At 63.7% G+C, this 19097-nt stretch carries 20 protein-coding genes and 2 pseudogenes; 3 read left to right on the top strand and 19 right to left on the bottom strand.

Annotated features, from left to right (window positions below):
* Positions 1–5: 5 nt before the first annotated feature.
* The 12 genes from ACFVJ3_RS41580 to ACFVJ3_RS41635 all read right to left on the bottom strand — a co-directional run bounded on the left by ACFVJ3_RS41580 (position 6) and on the right by ACFVJ3_RS41635 (position 11533).
* On the bottom strand, positions 6–677 hold the full coding sequence (locus tag ACFVJ3_RS41580; protein ID WP_378457615.1) for an NIPSNAP family protein: 672 nt from the start codon (positions 675–677) through the stop codon (positions 6–8).
* Positions 678–815: 138 nt separating this feature from the next.
* Positions 816–1562, bottom strand: coding sequence for an SDR family NAD(P)-dependent oxidoreductase (locus ACFVJ3_RS41585; RefSeq protein ID WP_378457616.1), 747 nt, complete (start codon positions 1560–1562; stop codon positions 816–818).
* On the bottom strand, positions 1559–2089 hold the full coding sequence (locus ACFVJ3_RS41590) for a hypothetical protein (RefSeq protein WP_378457617.1): 531 nt from the start codon (positions 2087–2089) through the stop codon (positions 1559–1561). Before ACFVJ3_RS41590 ends, ACFVJ3_RS41585 begins: the two co-directional genes overlap by 4 nt.
* A 23-nt stretch (positions 2090–2112) precedes the next feature.
* Entirely contained in the window at positions 2113–3267 is a 1155-nt protein-coding gene (locus ACFVJ3_RS41595; protein ID WP_378457618.1) for a thiolase family protein, read from the bottom strand.
* Positions 3264–3662 carry a Zn-ribbon domain-containing OB-fold protein gene (locus ACFVJ3_RS41600; protein ID WP_378457619.1) on the bottom strand — a complete coding sequence of 133 codons (399 nt, stop codon included), beginning with the start codon at positions 3660–3662 and terminating at the stop codon, positions 3264–3266. The genes ACFVJ3_RS41595 and ACFVJ3_RS41600 overlap by 4 nt, the downstream gene beginning before the upstream one ends.
* The gene (locus ACFVJ3_RS41605; protein WP_378457620.1) at positions 3659–4798 is read right to left on the bottom strand and encodes a CaiB/BaiF CoA transferase family protein; all 1140 of its coding nucleotides are present in this window, start codon (positions 4796–4798) and stop codon (positions 3659–3661) included. The genes ACFVJ3_RS41600 and ACFVJ3_RS41605 overlap by 4 nt, the downstream gene beginning before the upstream one ends.
* Positions 4767–5705, bottom strand: coding sequence for an SMP-30/gluconolactonase/LRE family protein (locus ACFVJ3_RS41610; protein WP_378457621.1), 939 nt, complete (start codon positions 5703–5705; stop codon positions 4767–4769). Before ACFVJ3_RS41610 ends, ACFVJ3_RS41605 begins: the two co-directional genes overlap by 32 nt.
* Before the next feature lie 46 nt (positions 5706–5751).
* Positions 5752–6567 carry a hypothetical protein gene (locus ACFVJ3_RS41615; protein WP_378457622.1) on the bottom strand — a complete coding sequence of 272 codons (816 nt, stop codon included), beginning with the start codon at positions 6565–6567 and terminating at the stop codon, positions 5752–5754.
* Positions 6564–7571 carry an alcohol dehydrogenase catalytic domain-containing protein gene (locus ACFVJ3_RS41620; protein ID WP_378457623.1) on the bottom strand — a complete coding sequence of 336 codons (1008 nt, stop codon included), beginning with the start codon at positions 7569–7571 and terminating at the stop codon, positions 6564–6566. Before ACFVJ3_RS41620 ends, ACFVJ3_RS41615 begins: the two co-directional genes overlap by 4 nt.
* Positions 7559–9187, bottom strand: a complete 1629-nt coding sequence (locus ACFVJ3_RS41625) for a class I adenylate-forming enzyme family protein (protein WP_378457624.1) — start codon at positions 9185–9187, stop codon at positions 7559–7561. Before ACFVJ3_RS41625 ends, ACFVJ3_RS41620 begins: the two co-directional genes overlap by 13 nt.
* A 103-nt stretch (positions 9188–9290) precedes the next feature.
* Positions 9291–10631, bottom strand: coding sequence for an MFS transporter (locus tag ACFVJ3_RS41630; protein ID WP_378457625.1), 1341 nt, complete (start codon positions 10629–10631; stop codon positions 9291–9293).
* A gap of 191 nt (positions 10632–10822) precedes the next feature.
* Positions 10823–11533, bottom strand: coding sequence for a carboxymuconolactone decarboxylase family protein (locus ACFVJ3_RS41635; protein ID WP_378457626.1), 711 nt, complete (start codon positions 11531–11533; stop codon positions 10823–10825).
* Between the two features lie 323 nt (positions 11534–11856).
* Between ACFVJ3_RS41635 and ACFVJ3_RS41640 the strand changes: the two genes are divergently transcribed.
* Complete coding sequence (locus ACFVJ3_RS41640) at positions 11857–12537, top strand: GntR family transcriptional regulator (protein ID WP_378457627.1); 681 nt, start codon at positions 11857–11859, stop codon at positions 12535–12537.
* Positions 12538–12604: 67 nt separating this feature from the next.
* Positions 12605–13007 (top strand): annotated as a pseudogene (locus ACFVJ3_RS41645) (hypothetical protein); the annotation flags it as partial.
* A gap of 340 nt (positions 13008–13347) precedes the next feature.
* On the opposite strand, the gene ACFVJ3_RS41650 reads toward ACFVJ3_RS41645, so the two are convergent.
* On the bottom strand, positions 13348–13872 hold the full coding sequence (locus ACFVJ3_RS41650) for a hypothetical protein (RefSeq protein ID WP_378457628.1): 525 nt from the start codon (positions 13870–13872) through the stop codon (positions 13348–13350).
* A gap of 472 nt (positions 13873–14344) precedes the next feature.
* Between ACFVJ3_RS41650 and ACFVJ3_RS41655 the strand changes: the two genes are divergently transcribed.
* The gene (locus ACFVJ3_RS41655) at positions 14345–15565 is read left to right on the top strand and encodes an Ig-like domain-containing protein (protein ID WP_378457629.1); all 1221 of its coding nucleotides are present in this window, start codon (positions 14345–14347) and stop codon (positions 15563–15565) included.
* Positions 15566–15712: 147 nt separating this feature from the next.
* Here ACFVJ3_RS41655 and ACFVJ3_RS41660 read toward each other — a convergent pair whose 3' ends face one another.
* The 6 genes and pseudogenes from ACFVJ3_RS41660 to ACFVJ3_RS41685 form a co-directional block, all read right to left on the bottom strand.
* Positions 15713–15889, bottom strand: coding sequence for a hypothetical protein (locus ACFVJ3_RS41660; RefSeq protein ID WP_378457630.1), 177 nt, complete (start codon positions 15887–15889; stop codon positions 15713–15715).
* Positions 15890–16036: 147 nt separating this feature from the next.
* Complete coding sequence (arr, locus tag ACFVJ3_RS41665; RefSeq protein WP_378457631.1) at positions 16037–16471, bottom strand: NAD(+)--rifampin ADP-ribosyltransferase; 435 nt, start codon at positions 16469–16471, stop codon at positions 16037–16039.
* A gap of 218 nt (positions 16472–16689) precedes the next feature.
* A complete protein-coding gene (locus ACFVJ3_RS41670) occupies positions 16690–16875 on the bottom strand; it encodes a VWA domain-containing protein (RefSeq protein ID WP_378457632.1) in 186 nt (61 codons plus the stop codon).
* Positions 16830–17216, bottom strand: coding sequence for a VWA domain-containing protein (locus tag ACFVJ3_RS41675; RefSeq protein WP_378457633.1), 387 nt, complete (start codon positions 17214–17216; stop codon positions 16830–16832). Before ACFVJ3_RS41675 ends, ACFVJ3_RS41670 begins: the two co-directional genes overlap by 46 nt.
* 76 nt (positions 17217–17292) lie before the next feature.
* Positions 17293–17710: pseudogene (locus tag ACFVJ3_RS41680) on the bottom strand (transposase); the annotation flags it as partial.
* Positions 17711–17820: 110 nt separating this feature from the next.
* Positions 17821–19097, bottom strand: a 1277-nt coding sequence (locus tag ACFVJ3_RS41685; RefSeq protein WP_378457634.1) for a Glu/Leu/Phe/Val dehydrogenase dimerization domain-containing protein, incomplete at its 5' end; no start/stop codon positions are given.

Here is a 19097-nt window from a genome sequence, read left to right on the forward strand (position 1 = left end):
GTCCTTCACTGCAAAGGTGAGGACGGAAGCGGCCAGACCATAGTGGAATCCGCGTCCCGAATTACATCCGGAGCTCCCGGAGGTGGCCAAATCCCTGCTTCGTACACTTCTCGCCGGACGGCGAGCCGTTCGTTCGGGCTCTTGAACGGCCAGATGTGAAGGAGCCGGTCAGGACCATCGAGGGCATACATCACCACCGTTATTGGATCAACCGGATCGCGAAGCGGAAGTGCCTTACGCCAACCCGCAATGGTGTCGGTGAGCCCACCGGGGATGAGCCTGTAGTCGCGGATCTCGTACGCAGGTCCGAACGTCCCGGTTTCCACGAGAGGCATGAACGGCAAGGGTGCGAACGACTCCACGCTGACGGACTCGATCGCCTCGATGGCGGCGAGAGGGTGGCCGTCGAGGCGGATTCGTTCTCGTGCGGCCAGCATGGCCGCACTGTCGCGGAATCGACGCAGCACCCAGACTCGGCCGAGTCTGCCATTTTCCGACGTCCAGGCGCCGAGGTAGATTCCGCCGTCGTCCCCGTCCTGAGCCCATCGATCAACTGCTGAGGATGCGGCACTTTGGTTCAACAGTTGAAAGCTGATCGTGCTCCATTCGTAACGGACTGCCTGGGCGTCACGATCCTGGTCCTCGCCGGTGATGTGCGTGATGCGCGGACTGGACATTTCGACACTTCCGTTCATTTTGCGCGACTGTCTCGGTCGCGTTGTGGGTCCCCCGAGGGTGGGAAAATTTGCCAAGCGGCGCGGTAGAGCCGAAGTAGTATCGTCGATCCTTCGCGATCGACGAGCACCACCACACTCCTACAACGAGACGGGATCTCCGATGGAGCGACCACCGCAGACGGTCAGGACCTGGCCGGTGACATAGGAGCCCTCGCAGACCAGGTATCTGACGGCGGCAGCGATATCGTCCGGGACGCCTCCACGTCCTACCGGGATCGAGTGCAAGGTCTTTTCGAGTACTTGCGCAGGAAGTGTCGCCGACAGTGGGGTTTCGACGTACCCCGGTGCGATGCAATTCGCGGTGACTCCCAGGGCGCCGACCTCGAGCGCCAACGATCTCGTTGCGCCGATCAATCCGCCCTTGGAGGCGGAGTATGCGCCGGAGCCGAAAATCCCCAGCCACGCCCGTGATGCGATGTTGATCACAACTCCCCCTCCGGCGGCTTCCATCAATGGAAGCGCCTGGCGAACGAGCGAGAGCGCTCCGATGAGGTTGACATCCAGAGTGAGCTCCAGATCACCGTCGGTGATGTTGGTAAGGCGGGCATCTCTACCCAGACCTGCGCAGTTGACCAAGACGTCCAGGCGGCCGTACTCGAATGCCACTGTTTCGATGGCTTCGATGCGGGAACTGCGATCGCCTACGTCCAGGGGAAGTGGATGCACGTTCGCGGGCAGGGTCTGGTGCGAATGCTGCTCGATCACGTGTGGGAGGTCGGTGAGGACTACCGTGTAGCCCTCTCCGGAGAGCCTGGTTGTAATGGCTGCTCCGATTCCGCTGCCGGCGCCGGTGACCAGAGCGATCTTGTTTGTTCGAATGCTCACGGTTTGATCCTTCCGAGATCGGGTCCGTCCGCGGTGTAGATTTCCTGACCGGTAAGCGCGGGGCTGGACCGGAATACGTGGAGAAGTGATGCGATCGCGGCGCACTCGGCGACGGAGAAATCACCGTGTAGGACCGTGTTCAGCGAGACGGAGTCCTTCTTCAGCTCGATGGCCATGGTGCGGCACAGTGAAAGCACCGCGCCCCCAACCAAGCCCGGTAGTACCGACCTCGACTCCCCCAACACTGCTTTGGCAGGTACCAGAACGGCGACGCTGCCGTGGGCAATCCCTTGTTCCCGGAATTTCGTTACTGCGCTCTGAAGGGAATGCACAACGTCTGCGATGAGGGCCTTCGCGTCTTCGAGGTCTTCTTCCGTCGACGCCGCGAACGGCAGGGGTGCAGGCGGGGTGACGACGATGCAGACCTGTTGGGTTGCTCCTTCTGCGGCATACGCTTCGAGGCCGAGTTTGGCGGTGAGAGCCTGTGAATCGGAGCCGATACCGATCAGCGCGGTCGCTGGCAACACCAATGGAGTAGTGGTTGGGTGGTTCATGCTTGCATCACCAACGTCGTGACGGAGGCGCCGTCGGTTCCCGCCACAGTGCCACCCTTGCAGTACGCCAGGCCCGTTTTCGCACCTGCGACTTGACGGCCACCGGCCTGCCCGCGCAGCTGCCACGTCAACTCGCAAGCCTGGGCTACACCGGTGGCTCCGACCGGGTGTCCTCGGGAAAGGAGGCCGCCGCTGGGGTTGACGGGGAGCTTTCCTCCCAACGCGGTCAGGCCCTGTTCGGCCCACCGGCCACCTTCGCCGCGTGGAATCAATCCGAGACCTTCCATCCGGACGATCTCCGCGATGGTGAAGCAGTCGTGCATTTCCACGAAGTCGACGTCACTGGGGTCGATTCCTGCGATGTCCCAGGCAGCTTCGCCGCCGCGGCGGGAGATGTCCTCTTCATTGATCGAGCGGGTGCCGTCGTGCAAGGTCCCGCTGACAAGTCCACATCCAAGGATTCGGGGATGGTTTCGGTCCAAACCGAGTCGTGCGAGGCCGGCTGTATTCGCGACGACCAGCGCGGCGGCACCGTCGCTGATGGGGCTGCAGTCGAGGAGTCCTAGCGGATCGGCGATGGGCCTTGCTTCGAGGACTCGAGCCAAGCTGATCGCGTGCTGATACTGCGCGAATGGATTGTGTACGGAGTGTGCGTGGTTCTTGACTGCGACTGCGGCGATCTGTGCGCGTGTGGCGCCGTGATCGTGCATGTACCTGCGAGCGCTCATTGCGTGGTTGGCGGCCATGATCAAACCGGTTGCCGCGTCAAGGTCGGAGAGGTCGGCGAGGATCCCGCCTGAAATTCGATCGGTCATCTTTTCCGCACCGATGACCAGAACGACATCGTGGAGACCGGTCGATACTGCGACCCAGGCGTCGCGTACTGCGGTTGCACCGCTTGAACAGGCGTTCTCGAGATTTGTGACGGGTTGGCCCGACATCCCCAGTTGCGCGGCGACCCGCTGGCCTGCGACCGATCCCCCGAGAACGGTTCCGAGGTACAGGGCGTCGATGTTCTGGGGGGTTGCCGTCGCCTCGGAGAGGGCGGTGCGAGCGGCACTGACCGCCATCTTCTCGAGTGTGACACTTTTCGGGTACTTGCCGAATCTGACCATGCCGGCCCCGACGGCATGGACCGGTGTCCTTGTCATGAGTGCTCCTTCAGTTCGAAAGCGAAGGTGAGGTGGTCCACGTCGTCAACCCGTAGCCGGGACGGAACGATATGGACCTCGTCGCCGATCTTCGGTTCCCCACCGGCGGCGAGTTGCAGCCGGGACAGCAGAACCACGGGACCGGGAAGCCTCACGAAGGCCAGGTGATAGGGAACTGCCACGCCGGGTGGGGCTTGGTGAACCGTGGTGAACGTCTCCACAGTTCCGGAACGGGGCAGTTCGATCGGTTGAACATCGGTGGAATAGCAGACCGGGCAGAAATCTCTGCTCGGAAACGAGGCATGCCCGGACTGACATCGTGTGCCGACCAATGCGAACGGCTCCGTGGTGAACAAGTCCGACCTCAACGGGGGGAGATCGAGCACGTTAGTCACATGCCCTCCTTAACTGGTTGTTGGGTAGCATCAGCGCTGCGCCATTGCTCGCCGACATCGTGCAGAGCGAGTGGTCGGATGGATGAATCGCTGAGTCTCAGCTCCGTGCGACTCAGTCGAGGCGCAGCGGCGGGAAATTGAATTCCGTTCTGGTCGAACATCATTGCGCGTGCACGCACGTGTGGATCGGATGCGACTTCTTCGACAGCGTTGACGGGTGTCACACAGGCTTCGGCGCCGGCGAAGAGTGTTGTCCATTCAGCCCGACTTTTGGTGGCAAAAACGTCTGCGATGCGGCGCTTGGCCTCCGGCCATCGGGCCCGGTCATTTTGCAGGTCGTGCAGTTCGTCGTGGAGCCCGAGCACCCGCAGGAGGTTCGCGTAGAACTTCGGCTCGGCGCTGCCAACGGCCATGTAGTGGCTGTCGCTGGTTCGGTAGCTGTTGTAGAAGGGGGCACCGGAATCCATGTCGTTGGTCCCCGGGACCGGGGACCAACGCCCCTCGGCTTTGCGCTGCCACAGGCCCGACATCAGCAGTAGTGCCGCATCAGCCATGGCTGCGTCGATCACTTGGCCCCGACCTGAGGTACGGCGCTCGAACAGCGCGAGACCGATTCCGTAAGCGAGCATCAATCCGCCCCCGTAATCGGCGATCATGTTCAGGGGCGGCACCGGGTCCTCGCCCTCTCGGGCGATCGCCCTCGCTGCCCCGGACATGGCGAGGTAATTCAGATCGTGGCCCGGCTCATGGGCGGCGGGCCCGGACTGCCCCCAACCGGTCATTCGCGCATATACCAATCCAGGATGGTCGTGGGAGAGATCGTCGGGACCGAGCCCCAGTCTCTCCATGACTCCCGGCCGGAATCCCTCCACGAGAACATCTGCTCGAGTGGCGATTTCCCGTACTCGTGCGTAATCGTCCGCGTTCTTGAGGTCCGCTTCGATTGTGGTGCGTCCGCGAAAGGTCGGCGACGGTGTCGTAGGCGTTCCGCCGGGACGTTCGATCCGGATCACGTCAGCTCCGGCATCCGCCAGCAGGCTGCACGCAAAGGGGGCAGCACCCAGTCCCGCGAATTCGAGTACGCGGATGCCGTCGTAGGGGCGGTCAGTCATGGCACCCACACCTTTTTGCCGCATCGTCGATCTCGTCGAGACGCGTCACCGGCAACGGCTGTCCTGGGTGAATCGCCGGCAACGCAATGACGGAGCCACCTTTTGCGACGGTGACGACCAGTGTTTCGAGTCGTTCGCCGGCGAAGCAGACACTGGTCACCAATACACCGTGACCGAATGACAGTTCGTTGCGAACCTTCCCGGCTGGGTCGAATGCGACGACGTTGTCGCCCGTGCCGCCGGCAACCCACAGCCAGCCCTGACTGTCGAGGGCGATACCGTCCGGGGTTCCGCCCGGGACTTCGGCTTCCCATCCATCCCACTGACATTGGGCCCCGTCGAACCGGTACCGCCGCACAACTCCGCGCACGGTCTCGGCCACGTAGAGGTGGCCGGGTTCGCGCGCGAAGCACAACCCGTTCGGAAACTGCAGGTCTTCGAGCAGGGTGGACACGTTCGACGTCTCGGGATCAAGCACGCGCAGAGCGCCTGAGGTATTCGCCGCGCCGGTGCCGTGACTTGCCGGATCGGTGAACCACAGTCTGCCGTCAGGGCCGATGACGCAGTCACTCGGGGCGGACACACCGGTGTGGAGCACCGTGGACACCACTCCCCCGTCGATTTTCTGGATGGACGGGGCCTGGGACAGGGCGGATTTGCTCGCCATCGCGGTGGCACCGTTCTGGGTTACCCAGATCTCGCCCTTGGTCCCGATGGCGAGGCAGTTGGGTCCACCCCCGGTCTCGGCGATCTCACGTGCGCCCGCCCCCTGCAGGTCGACCGCATACACCTTTCCGCGGTTGATACTCACTACACCGACTTCGCCGGTATTCAGCGCCGCCGGCCCCTCGGTGAACCCGAGGCCCGCGCCGATGACGCGGGCGTCGTGCGGCAGCGTGAGCGCGCTGGCACTGCTGTTGCTATCTCTCACCAGTCATCTTCTTTCCTTGTCCGAATTTGAGCGCAGATCCGCCGGTTCACTCGTGGACTCGCACCCACGCGGTTCTCCGTCCGGTTCCGTCCTGGACGTAGGCTTCGGCCCCGTTCCAGCAGATGAACATTCGTCTGTTCGCGATGAGGGGAGCGAGATATCGGTAGTCGAGCGCACGGGGGGTCCGTTGACGCCTCGTCCGTAGGCCCTCGGCCATCAGAATTGTTTGAAGCGGGCCCTGCACCACGAGCCCGGGATACCCCTCGACCTCCTGCGCGTACTTCTCGTCCCAATGAATGCGGTGTGATACGCCCGCCGCGGCGGAGAAACGAAACAACAGAACCGGATCGATAGAGACTTCGGTGCGATCCGGGCCGATCATCTCGGTCGGTCGGGCGCCTTGCTCGCCGGCCCCCGCCGACCGCGGCGGGACGTCGACAACGTCCTGCCTCTCACGGATGCAGATCCGGCCGTTCTGAACAAATTCATGAACGATTGTCGTGAATACGAGGCGGCCTGACCTACCCGTCTTCGTCTGCCGGCCGGCCACGACCGAGCGGCGTGTCACCGAGTGGCCGATCCGCAGTGCGGAGACGAGCTCGACGGTGCCGCCAGCGAGTAGTCGTCGGCTGCCGGTGGACGGGGAGGGAACGAGCGATCCGTGTGTGGGCAGACCGTCCTCTCCGACATCGGACCGGTTCGGGCGCTCCGGTAGGTACATCCAATGCCACAGCGGCGGCAGCGCCGCCTCTCCATCGGGCAGCCGGTCCGGAAGGCCCAGAAGCATGGCCAGCTCGAGAGCCGGACCGGGGCAGAGCATCTCGCTGCGTTCGACACGCGGCGAGATCGAGAGGGGGTTCACGGCACCAGAACCGCCCGGCCCAGCACCGCCGAACTCTCGACCGCCCGATGGGCGTCGACGACCTGATCGAGGGGGTACTCGGTGGTAACACCGGTGACCGATCCTGATGCGACGAGATCGATGGCTTCGAGAAACGATTTCGACGAGGTCGAGGCCGAACCCGTGATGACGGCCTCCTTGAAGAACACGAAGGCCGGGTACAGGCTGATCTTCTCGCGCTTCAGTTGGCCGGTGAGGACGTAGCGACCGCGGCGGGCCAAGGATCGAAATCCGGTGTCGAAGACGGCCGGAAGCCCGACATTGTCGAGTACGACGTCGACGCCACGTCCTCGGGTGAGATCCGCGAGATGCGTCACGGGGTCATCGGTGGAAAGGACGACCTCATGGGCACCGTACTTGCGAAGGGACTCGATCTTCGACGACGACGACGTCAAGGCGATCACCCGGGCCCCCCTCGCGGCGGCCACCTGCAGCGCGTGAATGCCGAGGCCGCCGCCGGCGCCGGTGATCAGCACCGTGTCTTCGGGCCTCAGATTTGCGGCACCGTCGAGTGCCTGCACGCAACTACCCACCGCACAGGCCGCGATCGCAGCGGTGGCCATGGATACCTGGTCGGGTAGCACAGCAAGGGTGTCTTCCTCGAGTACGGCGAAATCTGCATATCCGCCATAGACGAAAACGGTTTGCGTACAGTCGAGTTCCCGTCCCGTCCGACATGCGGTGCACCATCCACAGGTGTGGTGTTGCTTGCAGGCCACTCGGTCGCCCACCTTGATGTGGGTTACTGATGCACCAACGTCCACTACGGTGCCCGCGATTTCGTGGCCCAGCACGCACGGTGTCGGTATCCGGGTCAACCCGGCCCGGTCGGCGGTATCGTGCCCGCACACCCCCACGGCGTCGACCTGGACTATCACCTGGGTCGCACGAGGCTGAGGATCGGCGGAATGGACGACTTCGAGCACCTCAGGTCCACCGAATCGCTCCATCGTCACCTGACGCATGTGTTCTCCTCCGCGCTGGCCTGCAGTCCGATGAACTGCTCGCCAATGAGTCGTTTACTGATCTTCCCGGTCGCGGTCATCGGCACCTTGCCTTCCTCGATGACCACGAAGCGGACAGGGACTTTGTACGATGAGATTCGTTCGCGGAGCCAGTGTCCGAGCCATTGGCCGATCTCCGCATCCGTTCTGCTGTCGGAAGAATTCAGCACGACCGCGCAGCACAACTTCTCCTCCGTGTCGTCGACCGCCCAACCGAAAACATATGCGTCCTCGACATTGGGGTGCTCGGTGATGTAGGCCTCGACCTCGGCTGGGGAGATAGTGATTCCGTTGATCTTGACAACCTCCTTCACCCGCCCCGCGAAATGCAGTCGCTGCTCGCCGTCGATCCATCCGAGGTCGCCGGTACGGAACCATCCGTCGGAGGTGAAGGACGCCGCGTTGGCTTCGTCATTGTTCAGGTAGCCGGGTGTCGTGCACCCTCGAAGTTGGATCTCACCGAGCCGGTCTGCCGAACCCTCGGCTATGACATCGCCCGTCCTGCGGTCAACGCATCGAATCTCCTGAGTCGGCAATGCCCGTCCCTGGGTGTAAACAAGTGCTGCTGCATCGTCACCCGGTTCGGTCATCGCCGCCAGCCCGTAACACTCGGTCAGCCCATACACGCTGCGGGCGTTGCCGAGTCCGAGCTTGTCGATCGCTACTCTCTTGTCCTCGGCCGTCACCCCGATCACCCCCTTCGTCAGGCACGACAGGTCTCGGGGGTTGACCGCCTGCTCCTTCGCCAGACCGCGAGCCATCGGTCCGACGCCGTAGAACACCGTGCACTGGTGCTGCTCGATAAATGCGGCGGAACGTGCCGGATCGAACCGTTCCTGCAGGCAGAGCGTCACCCCATGGGTGAGAGCGACAGTCAGAGCGTTGGCGCAGCCGAGTCCGAAGAACAACGGGGCGGCGAACCAGATTCGATCGCCCCCTTCCACCCCGAGTCGCTGTCCCATCGCGTATCCGTTTCGCATGAGATCCCCGTGTCTGAGCACGACAACCTTGGGCTCGGCAGTACTGCCGCTGGTGAAGACGTACATTGCCGTTTCCTCGTGCGATGTGACGACGGAAGCCGGCATCCGGGTCGGCACCGTCGACAGACCGGTCGGCAATTCCCCGTCCCACAGGAACGCACCTCGATAGTGCTCGTCCAGGTCGGGCTCCAGTAAGGAGGACGCTGCCAGCAATGAGACGTAGTCCCGGCCATTTATCTCCGACTGCGAGATCACGGCACGCAACCGAGACTTTCCTCGCGCCGAGCGCAACTCTGCCGACTTGTACCAGGTGTTGAGTGGCACGGCGATGAATCCACCCCGTACCAGCGCCAGGGTCGCTGCGAGCCACCTCCATCCATTGGGGAGCAGGACGCCGACCGCCTCACCCGGCTCCAGCCCAGCCTGCTCCAGGTTGTGCTGGAGCGTCTGCACCAGGTGCAGCATCTGCCGAGCCGTCACAATGCGGTCCTCGTCGACAACCAACGGCTGTTCCGGGCGACGGGCGGCATAGGCGTCGAGTACCGCCGCCACGTCCGGTTCGTTCGCCAGGGCGTATGGGGTATCGGTCAAATCCACGATGGGCACCTCTTTTACTATTTTCTATAGAGTATTTGGACGCGGTGGTTGTGTCAAACGCCAGCCGCCGCTGGGGGCGGGCGCGGGACAGCTGCCCGTCGTGCTATCCGGCCCGGTCGGGAACTGTTCCTGGAACTGCCTCACTATCGGCGCGCGGGCGACTCGCGGGCCCGGACTGCCCGGCGGTGAGCATGTACGAGCAGACTATGCCGAGTGCAGCCATGACGAGGACATAGAGGGAAATCGCCGCATTTGTCCCGGTCGCATTGAGCAGGGCCTGCGCGATGACCGGAGCGGTGCCGCCGACCACCGCGGTGGGGAGGGCATGACTCAGGGCTGTGCCGGTATAGCGGGCGAGCGGAGGGAACTGCTTGCTGTACACGACCGCCTGAGGCGCTTGAATGAGGGCATGCGAGAGCGCGAGGTACAACGCGAGTCCGACGAAAACGCCGACGACTCCGCACTCGAGGAGCCAGAAAAAGGGGAAAGACAAGGCCACACCGAAGACGAACCCCGCCGTCAGCACCACCCGTGCACTCCACCGATCGGCAGACCATCCCGCAAGCGGAATCGCGACGGTGTAGACAATCGCCGCCAGTGTCAGCGCATCGAGAACCGACGATCGGTCATACCCCAACGCTCCTGCCGCATAAGCGATCCCGTACGTCGTGATCGTGAAGTACACCACGACACCGCCGCCAGTGACGAAGAACCCGAGGACGATCGGCTTCCAGAAAGCCCGCACGGTCTGCACCAACCCGAGGGCGTAGCGTTCGTCGGCATTCTGCCTTGCTTCGGTGTACTCCACACTGTCTTCGATGTTCCGGCGCACCCAGAACGTGAACAGAAACAGAACGAATCCGACCAGGAAGGGCAGACGCCAGCCCCACGTCGTGAACGCGTCCCCGGTCAGTTTCGACGTCACAGTAGTGGCAAGACTCGACAACACCAGTCCGAGGGAACCCATTTGGACGGTGCTCGCCATGAAGTTTTCGCGTCCCGGAGCAGAATTCTCGACAAGCACGAGGGAAGCTCCGGCCCACTCCCCACCCAGTGCGAGCCCCTGCAGAAACCGCATGGCCACCAGAATGATCGGGGCTGCTACCCCGATCGTGGCGTAGGTCGGCATGATGCCGATCACCAGTGTCGAGAGTCCCATGAGCGTCAGCGAGATCATCAGTGTGTGCTTGCGACCGATACGGTCGCCGAGCCGACCGAAAACCAGACTGCCGATCGGCCTAGCGATGAAGCCGAACGCGAAGGTCGCGAACGCTGCCAGCGTGCCGGCCGCCTGACTGAAGGACGGAAAGAACAGGTGATTGAAGACAAGCGCCGCCATCGTCCCGTATAGCAGGAAGTCGTAGTACTCGATGGTCGACGTGGAGATGCCAGCGACGATCAGGCGTCGCTGACTGGGCCGTCGCTGGGCTGGAGTAGTCGGCATGGGCGCACCTTTTGCATCAGAGGAATGGAGTTTTCTATAGAAAATATAGAAACGTGGTGGCCGTCTCGTCAACACCGAGTTGTGGCCACACTCGCCCGGCGGTGAGCACGCAGAGGTCGGCATACCCCTCACACGAGTTCGGCCCATGCACGTCAAAGCGGTCATCGACTGCACCTGCCCCAGCCGATTCCTCATTGATTGCGGGCGCGGTACGAAGCGATCGCGCGTACCCCGAGTTCTACAGCCGTGCTGGCAAAGGTGGTGGTCAGCGCTAGCGTCGCAACCACCTGATCCTTCGTAGCGCCGTATCGCAGAGCATTCTGGATGTGAATCGCGGCGCCCGCAGTGAACAGATGGGTGGCGGACATGTCCGCCACCACGAGGGCTAGTTCCCGCCAGCGCGGCTCCAGCTCAGCTTGACACCAAATCACCTCGCCCAAATTTCGGTAGGCGTCGAAGAATCGCGGTAGCTCCGCAGCCATCATCCCGTGCACGCCTGGAAAACGCTCCTCGAACGCGGCCCAGTATGCCCCCCGGGTGGCGTCCGGAACGCCGTACTGGTCACGGTCGAGAACGAGCGGAAGTCCCTCGCTGAGGCCATGTATCGCGATGAACGGCAGGAGGAACAGGACGTCGAGCACTTCGCGCTCCGTCGCTCCGAACTCGAGGGCTCGTCTCACCCGCAGCTCGACTCCGCCAACATCGCGCACCGTGACCGATGCGTCATGCGCTAGGAGGAGCAGTTCGCGAACATGCGCCGGTAGTACGTCCGACTCATATGCCGACGCAAGATACGCAGCGAAAGCTTCGGCAAACGTCGGATCCAGGTCGAGTAAGTTCTCCCACTCAGCAGGAACCGCTCCCCGGATCTGCACCATCCGCCGTCGAGTTTGTTCAGTCATTGGCCGTCCTCGAATCTCTCAAAGTTGCAAACATGCTGCGTGGAGGAGGCCGGCGTGGGCGCTGCCGGTCAGTTTCAGGAAGATGACGCGGCTTGTACCCGCGACCCAACTCGCCGTGCTCCGCTCCGGCGTGTAGGCCGGTCGAATACGGCAATCGAGAGTTCTACCGACCGCTTCGGTCGCCGACCACGAAAGTGGAGCAGACCCGGCAGGATCTCCCCCATCCTGATGGATAGCAGCATCTCGACACCAAAATAGTATTGTCTATAGAGTTTGTAGTAAAGTGATGCCGGAGTCGGAGCTTGAACGGGGAGAGGGCGACCATGCCGAAGACAGCGAAACAGAGTGGACTCATTGGCCGACCCCAACTCTCCACGGAGGTCGAGTCCCACATCCGGGAACAGATTCTGACCGGACAGTATCCAGCAGGCTACCGAGTGCGCGCGGAGATCCTCGCGGAGGAACTCGGCGTTAGCCCGACACCAGTGCGCGAGGCATTGCAGGCACTGCGCGGTCAAGGCTTCCTCAGCCTCGAACCACGGAAGGGCTTTCGAGTCCTCACCCTCAGTCGAACCGATATCGCCGATATCTTTCTGGCTCAGGCCTTCTTGGCCGGAGAACTTGCGGGAAGGGCCGCGCTGAATCTGACTGCCGATCACCTCGCAGCCCTCGAACGAATCGATCAGAAGATCGACGAGTACGCAGCCAAAGGGGACAGCGCGCGTGTGCAAGACCTTCACGACGAGTTCCACAGAATCATCAACAGAAGTTCAGAATCGTCAAAGCTCAAACTCCTGTTGACCACCACCTTGTTGTACGTTCCGAGCAGATTCTTCGTGACCACACATCGCTATCCCCCTGCTGCCGGACGCAAGCGTGTGCTTGACGCCTTACGCACTCGCGACTCCAAGAAGGCCAGCGAAGCGATGATGGACCACATCAAACACACCGGCGAACTCCTGCAACAGTTCCTCGACGAGCAAAGCGCCCAAGTCGCCGGGTAAGCCATTTCGAATTCATCAGAGACAGCACGTTCCTAAGTTGCGGATCCCATGCAGCGATTTTCTGTATATCGGCCAGCCGCTGCCGCTGTTCATCAATGGGAACGACGTCGAATACGGACTCCGCGCCCGCACGGCCGGCTACCCGACCGTCACCATGCCCGGCATCGCGATCTGGCGCATGGCCTGGAGCGACAAAGGCGACGCCATCGACTGGCAGGCCTACTTCCACCTCCGCAACCGCCTCGTCGTCGCCCGGACGCCCGGGTACTGCGCTCGATCACCGAACTCCCCCGAACCAGCGGCGAAGCCGCCACACTCGGAAACACCCACCGCACCCACCTCCAGAAGATGCTCAGGGTCGCCGCGAGCCTGGTCAACAACCTCTCCGCACCGATACCCGACATCATCAGAGACCACAGGCCAACCCCTCCCCTGCCGAGGCCCGCTGGTTCAGCCTCGGCAAGATCGACCTACGAAGCAAATACCAAGCCGTCGCCTCGAGTCTGACGGACATCAGTGCATGGAAACCGGTCTTCGACACCCAGCCCTCGGAGCACGCACCGAACTAGAAGACGCGCAACCCAACTGATCACGACGCGGGAGACACGATGCAACGGAGTCAGTCCGCGGTAAAGTAATCCTCCACCCTGTGCGAAGTTCAAGATCCCCGTCACCAGCGGCGAGTTCCGTCACGACGGGCGGTCAACCCCACAACGGACACCGACCGGAGTGCGAGCAGGTCCGTGAACGACGTCGGTTCCAGTGGCGCAGCTTCCGCAGGCGCCGCCATTCCGGCTCCGGCTGCCGCCGTTACCGCTCCGCGTCAGCAGGAGCTGTCAGCGTGGAGGTGGTGGTGGTCGTCGGTGTGGGACTCTTCGTCCGCGTCGGTAGCTCTGGTGGTGGCGGCAGCATCCAGGTAGTGGTCGGCTCCGACGAGCGTGTCACCGGGAGCACCTCGAACGTCGTCTGCACCACCATCGACGGGGTCGGCGGGCACCGCAGACCAGCCACCTGGAAACCGCGACTGCCGCGGTTCGGCACCGCCGCGCGGAAGTCGGCGACGCTGCCGACCTGACGGGTCTCGCCCAGGACACGATCGCCGAACTCCACCGCCCATGGTCCGCCGCAGGTCGGAAGATTCATCGCGTGGTACTGGATGCGGTCGCCCGGCTGCCCGCGCGGCGGAGTGAGGATGAGGACCGGCCCGGCGGGATCGTGCATGCGCGTCGCTTCCCGGTCGGGTTCGCTCGACGCACCGCCGCCGGTGTGGACTGCGAGCAGCAGAGCAACGGACCCGACGAACGTCGTCGTCGCCAACCATGGTGTCTGTCGCACCGGTCTCACCTCGCACCCTCAATTATGCGGCTTCGCCGCCCGTCCGCACCGAGTTGGCGCGCGTGCGGTGGCGACCGCGCACAGGGCTACTTCATCCCGGGCATGAACATCCGGTTTCCTGCACACTCCCGGCTCGCTCCCGCGGTAATCCACCGACCCAGTTGCACTCGGGGCCGGCTTTGTTGTTCACCCCGCCATGACAACCACCGGTGTGCCGCCGCGGACGGGCACGCTCAGCGCATCGTCACGGTGCCTCCGGGCACGTCCGCCGGCAGAGCCAGCCGGGCACCACCGGGCCGCGAGCGTGTCAGAGCAGCAGCATGCAGCGGCAGCCCGGGGGTCGCCCTCGACCACACCACGTTGCAGGTCGAGCCCGCCAAGGGCGGAGGCCGCAGCAGCGAAGTGCCCTGGTGACCTCCGTCGCACAGCGACTGCACGCGCTCGGACCCTTCCGCACGGGACAATCAGTGCCATGCACGCCCGTCGCCGTCCCGGTCACCTCGTCCACGTCCTCGCAGTCCTACTGCTCGCTCTCGTGGCCGCTGCCTGCTCACCCTCTACCGACCAACCCGCAGGGCCGGCCAAGCCGCCACCGGGACCGGAGATCACCGTGTCCCCAGCCGACGGTGCATCTGCGGTCAATCCCCTCGACCCCGTATCGGTGAGCACCATTGGTGGCACCCTCGAGACGGTCACCATGACCAACGACGAAGGCCGAGTGGTCGAGGGCATCTTCACTCCCGACCGCCTGTCCTGGAAACCGGGAGTACCCCTCGGCTACGGCCGCACCTACACTCTCGCGGTCGCCGCCGTCGGTGACCAGGGTGTCCGGAGCGAGAAGACCAGCACGTTCTCCACGGTCACGCCCGGCAACCAGACCATGCCGTCCTTCGTCACCACCGGCGGCAACTTGCTCGCCGACGGCGGCACCTTCGGCATCGGCGCCGTGATCGTCACGCACTTCGACGAACCGATCGGCGACCGCGCCGCCGCCGAGAAGGCCCTGCACGTAGAGACCACACCCCCGGTCGCCGGCTCCTGGTACTGGGCCGACGACCAGAACGTGCACTGGCGACCGGAGAACTACTGGACACCCGGCACCCAGGTCACCGTCCGCGCCGACGTCTACGGCATCCCGCTCGGCGAAGGCCTCTTCGGCCAAGAGGACGCGCAGACCTCGTTCACCATCGGCGACGCCCACATCTCCGTCGCCGACGACACCACCAAACAGGTCACCGTCAGCGACAACGGCGAAGTGGTCCGCACAATGCCGACGTCGATGGGTCGTGGCGGCACCGAAGTCGTGGATGGTCAGACCCTCTCGTTCTGGACCCAGCCGGGCATCTACACCGTCATCGACAAGGCCAACCCGGTCATCATGGACTCCTCCACCTACGGGTTGCCGGTGAACTCCCGCCTCGGCTACAAAGAATCGATCAACTACGCCACCCGCATCAGCAACGACGGCATCTACCTCCACGAACTCGCCGACACCATCTGGGCGCAGGGCAACACCAACGTCTCGCACGGCTGCCTGAACCTCAGCCCCGACAACGCCCGCTGGTTCTACGACTTCTCCCAGCCTGGCGACATCGTCGAGGTCCGAAATACCGGCGGCGCTCCCCTCGAACTGTGGCAGAACGGCGACTGGTCCGTCCCGTGGGAACAATGGCAGGCCGGCAGCGCCCTTTGACCTGACCACAGGATCGCGGCCATACATAGTACGCGTCTCGAGCAATGCCTCGAGGTATCTCGCAGGTCGGCGGCGAAGTCCCGCCGCAGGCTCGCGAACCACCCGGCCACCGAGGGCGAACAGCCCCTTCTGCTCCATCCGCATACGTCAGCCCAGCCGGGCCCCCTCGACGGTCTCCTCTGTCAGGTAGGACGCATCGAAGCAGATCGGTCCGGACGCACCGGTGAACGTGACCTCCGCGTTCGGCTCGAAGTGGGCGGACTCGTTGACCAGTTCCAGCCCCCGGACCAGAAACCTGCGGACGACAACGTGTTTCGCGCCCACCCCTGGGTGGTCTGTCGGTGACCCGGCGGACCTGTTCAACTCAGCGCAGCCAGCGAGGTGCGCTGATCTGATCAGCAAGTTCCACGGTGGAGATGCCCTGCCTAGCCACCACCTGACCGGTCCACTAATCACCCGCGCGTCCGGAATCTAGTCGTAGATAACGGCAAGTCCCCGGCGCTCGAGGTCCGCCAAACCGTCCCGCATGGCGTGAAGCTGTTCGGGTGAATGCCCCACCCAGTCCGTGATCTCGCCGACTACCATCACCGGCTCCCTTGTGCGGAAAGAGCGGGTCGGATTACCGGGAAACTTCTTGTCCGTCACGTTCGGGTCGTCCTCCAATGCACCTTCCGGTTCCACGATGTAGATGCGACGCCGACCCTCGCCGACAGCCAGCTCAGCTCCCGACACTGCGGCATCCAATGTTTGCGTCACATAGACATGGTTCGAGAGTCTCCCTTCGCCGTAGTTCGACAGGTGCCCCGGCACCAGCACATCACCCACCGTAAGGTCCGCCTTGGTGCCGTGAAGGAACGCACCCGACTCGTGCACTTCAAAAGGTTTCGTCACGACAACCCACCCCATCCGTTGTAGTTGGTCGGAAGATTGTGCAGCAGGTCGGGGGCCTTGCCGCAAGCCCCTCTATCTACCATATGGTGAGAAGGGGAGAACACATAACGGGAGATTCCTGCCGTAGTCGTCGACGAAATCGACTTGCTCGACAATGCACCCACGACGATCAACACTTCAGCGGCGATAGAGACGTCAACGGTACCTGCACGGCGCTCTCGCGAGTCTTTGATTCACCTGAGAATGCTGGCTTTCCGTGCCGCGCGCAGCCAGTCCGGGTACTCACCGAGGAGCAGCTCGTACAGGGCCGCGTCGCTGAGCCTGACGACGTTCTCGACCGCGAGGAACGCGGCATTGTCGACGAGTCGGCCGGTCAGGTTGTCGAGTTTCTCGAGGACCGAAGCTGGTGAGAAAAGCACCAATGTCGGGACCGCGGTGCCTTTGTCGAGGTGCCGATGATCTCTTCCATCATCGGGATCTCGTTGTTGGTTCCACCGATCGCATCGAAATCGATGTTGCTGTGCCGGCCATGAAGGTGGACATATGTGTTCACCCAGGTGTCGGCGTCGGCAACGGTGACGTCCGGCAGCGTCACGAACCGCTCGGCATAGGCGTAGGCCTCGAGGTTTCCGTCGGAATCGAGCTGGGTCGCGACCGACACCATCCGCTCGATGATGTGTTTGACCTCCCCCATGATCAGGACGACGCGGCCGACCGGGTTGGAGACGCCCTTCCTGCAGAAGGACTTTCGCGACCGCACGTTTCTGCAGTTCAGCTTCTCCCGCTTGACCAACGAAAGCGTGGCCTCACCGGGGACGGGCCGCACACCGTTGCCCCACCGAGTCGAGCGGCCGGGCGGACCATTCGGCCATCTCCGCGAGGACCTTGTCGGTAATTTGCCAATCGTCTCATTCGAGACCGTCGCGCCGTAGACGTCGTCGAAGTGGGCGGCGATTTCCCCGGTGGTCAGGCTTTTGCATCGGTGTCACGCGGGACCTGGATGTCGACCGGGGCCGATCTCCGTGAGCACCGTCTTCGTTCGTCGGCCGTTGCGGAAGTTCCCGCTGTTGCGGCCCGCTACCTCAAATTCTTCGTAGCCGAGATGCTCATCCATCCCCGCTTCCGTGAGTTGGTTGAGCAGCCCGTTCGGTCCGACCAGCTCCACACCTTCGGCTTTGGCCTCGCGATCAGTTGCTGCGCCAATTCCGGGTGATCGATCTTCGACTGGTCCATAGGATCGAGTGTTTCCGTCATGGTCTTGCCTTCTCGTCAAGCTAGCTCGGCGTGTCGGCCAGATCCGGATCAACCGTTCTTCTGACGGTCCCGTAACCGGCGGCCCGGTTCTCTCGCTGATCGCCGACCGTTCACGAGATGGTGAGCGCCGGTACTGCCAGAGGATCGGCCGGAGCCGGCGCGCTGCGGTTGGCCGCGACGAGGTCCCACGCGGTCTGCCGTGGCGCCACGCCGTCCAGGATCCATTCCCCGAGCAGCAACGCGACCTTGGCCAGCATCTCGGTACGCAACCGCAGGAACGAGTCCTCCGGGTCGGTACCGACCTGACCGAGTAGGACCCACCAGGCCCAGGCGACTGCTCCGGCATTGGCAACGAAGTCGGGGAGCACCGGAATACCCCGACCGGTGAGCACCGCCTCCGCCCGCGGGGTCGTCGCGGCATTCGCAGCCTCGATCACGACTGTCGCGGCGACCTGGTCGACGTTATCCGCAGTGATCGCATACGAGATCGCGGCCGGGACGAGGATGTCTGCCGCAGTCGCGATCACAGCCGCGCTCGGCAACCGCTGAACATGCGAGGGGACGCGGGAGCGGTCGATCTCGCCGTAGCCGTCCCGCAGGCCGAGCAGCGCGGGAACGTCCAGGCCGTCGGGACAGTACAGCGTGCCGAGGGCGTCGGCGACCGCAATCACGCGCATACCGGCCTCGTACAGATACCAGGCCGCGCCGCCCCCCATAGTGCCGATCCCCTGGATCGCCACCGTCGTGTCGGCCGGAACCCAGCCACATGCGCTCACCGTACCGAGGCAGGCCTGCGCAACCCCGTAACCGCCGATCACATCGCCCAGCAGAAAACCGCTGGGCACCGGGGCGTTCAACGCGGCCCGTACCCGGCGCAGAGTCCTCTGCGGATCTTCCGCCCGGCTGATCGCCGCATGGTAGGACTGCTGAAGGCCGAGCCGCGCGAAGACGTCGTCGAGCAGATGCTGCGGCACCCCCAGATCCTCCGCGGTCACCCAGTGCGCGGCCAGCCACGGGCGCATCGCCTGACAGAACCGCTCCAGAACACCGACGGCACGGGGGTCCTTCCGGTCGAAGTCGATACCGCCCTTCGCGCCGCCGACCGGCAGGTCGAAAACCGCGGTCTTGGCAGCCATGCCTCGGGCCAGATCCTCCACCTCCGACATCGTGCAGCCTGCCCGCATCCGGGTGCCCCCGGTCGCCAGGTCCGACACCAACGTGTGCACGACGAGGTAACCACGAGCACCGGTGACCGGATCGGACCACGTCACACGCAACAGGGGCTCACCGCTGCGCACGGTCGCCACATCGACCCGACGCCGCGTCGCCGTGTGCTCACGGTAGTCATTCTCTCGGTGCTCGGGGGTGCGCCCGAACCCGCATTCCG

The sequence above is a fragment of the Rhodococcus sp. NPDC127593 genome (assembly GCF_042671975.1).
Classification (GTDB): Bacteria; Actinomycetota; Actinomycetes; order Mycobacteriales; family Mycobacteriaceae; genus Rhodococcus_F.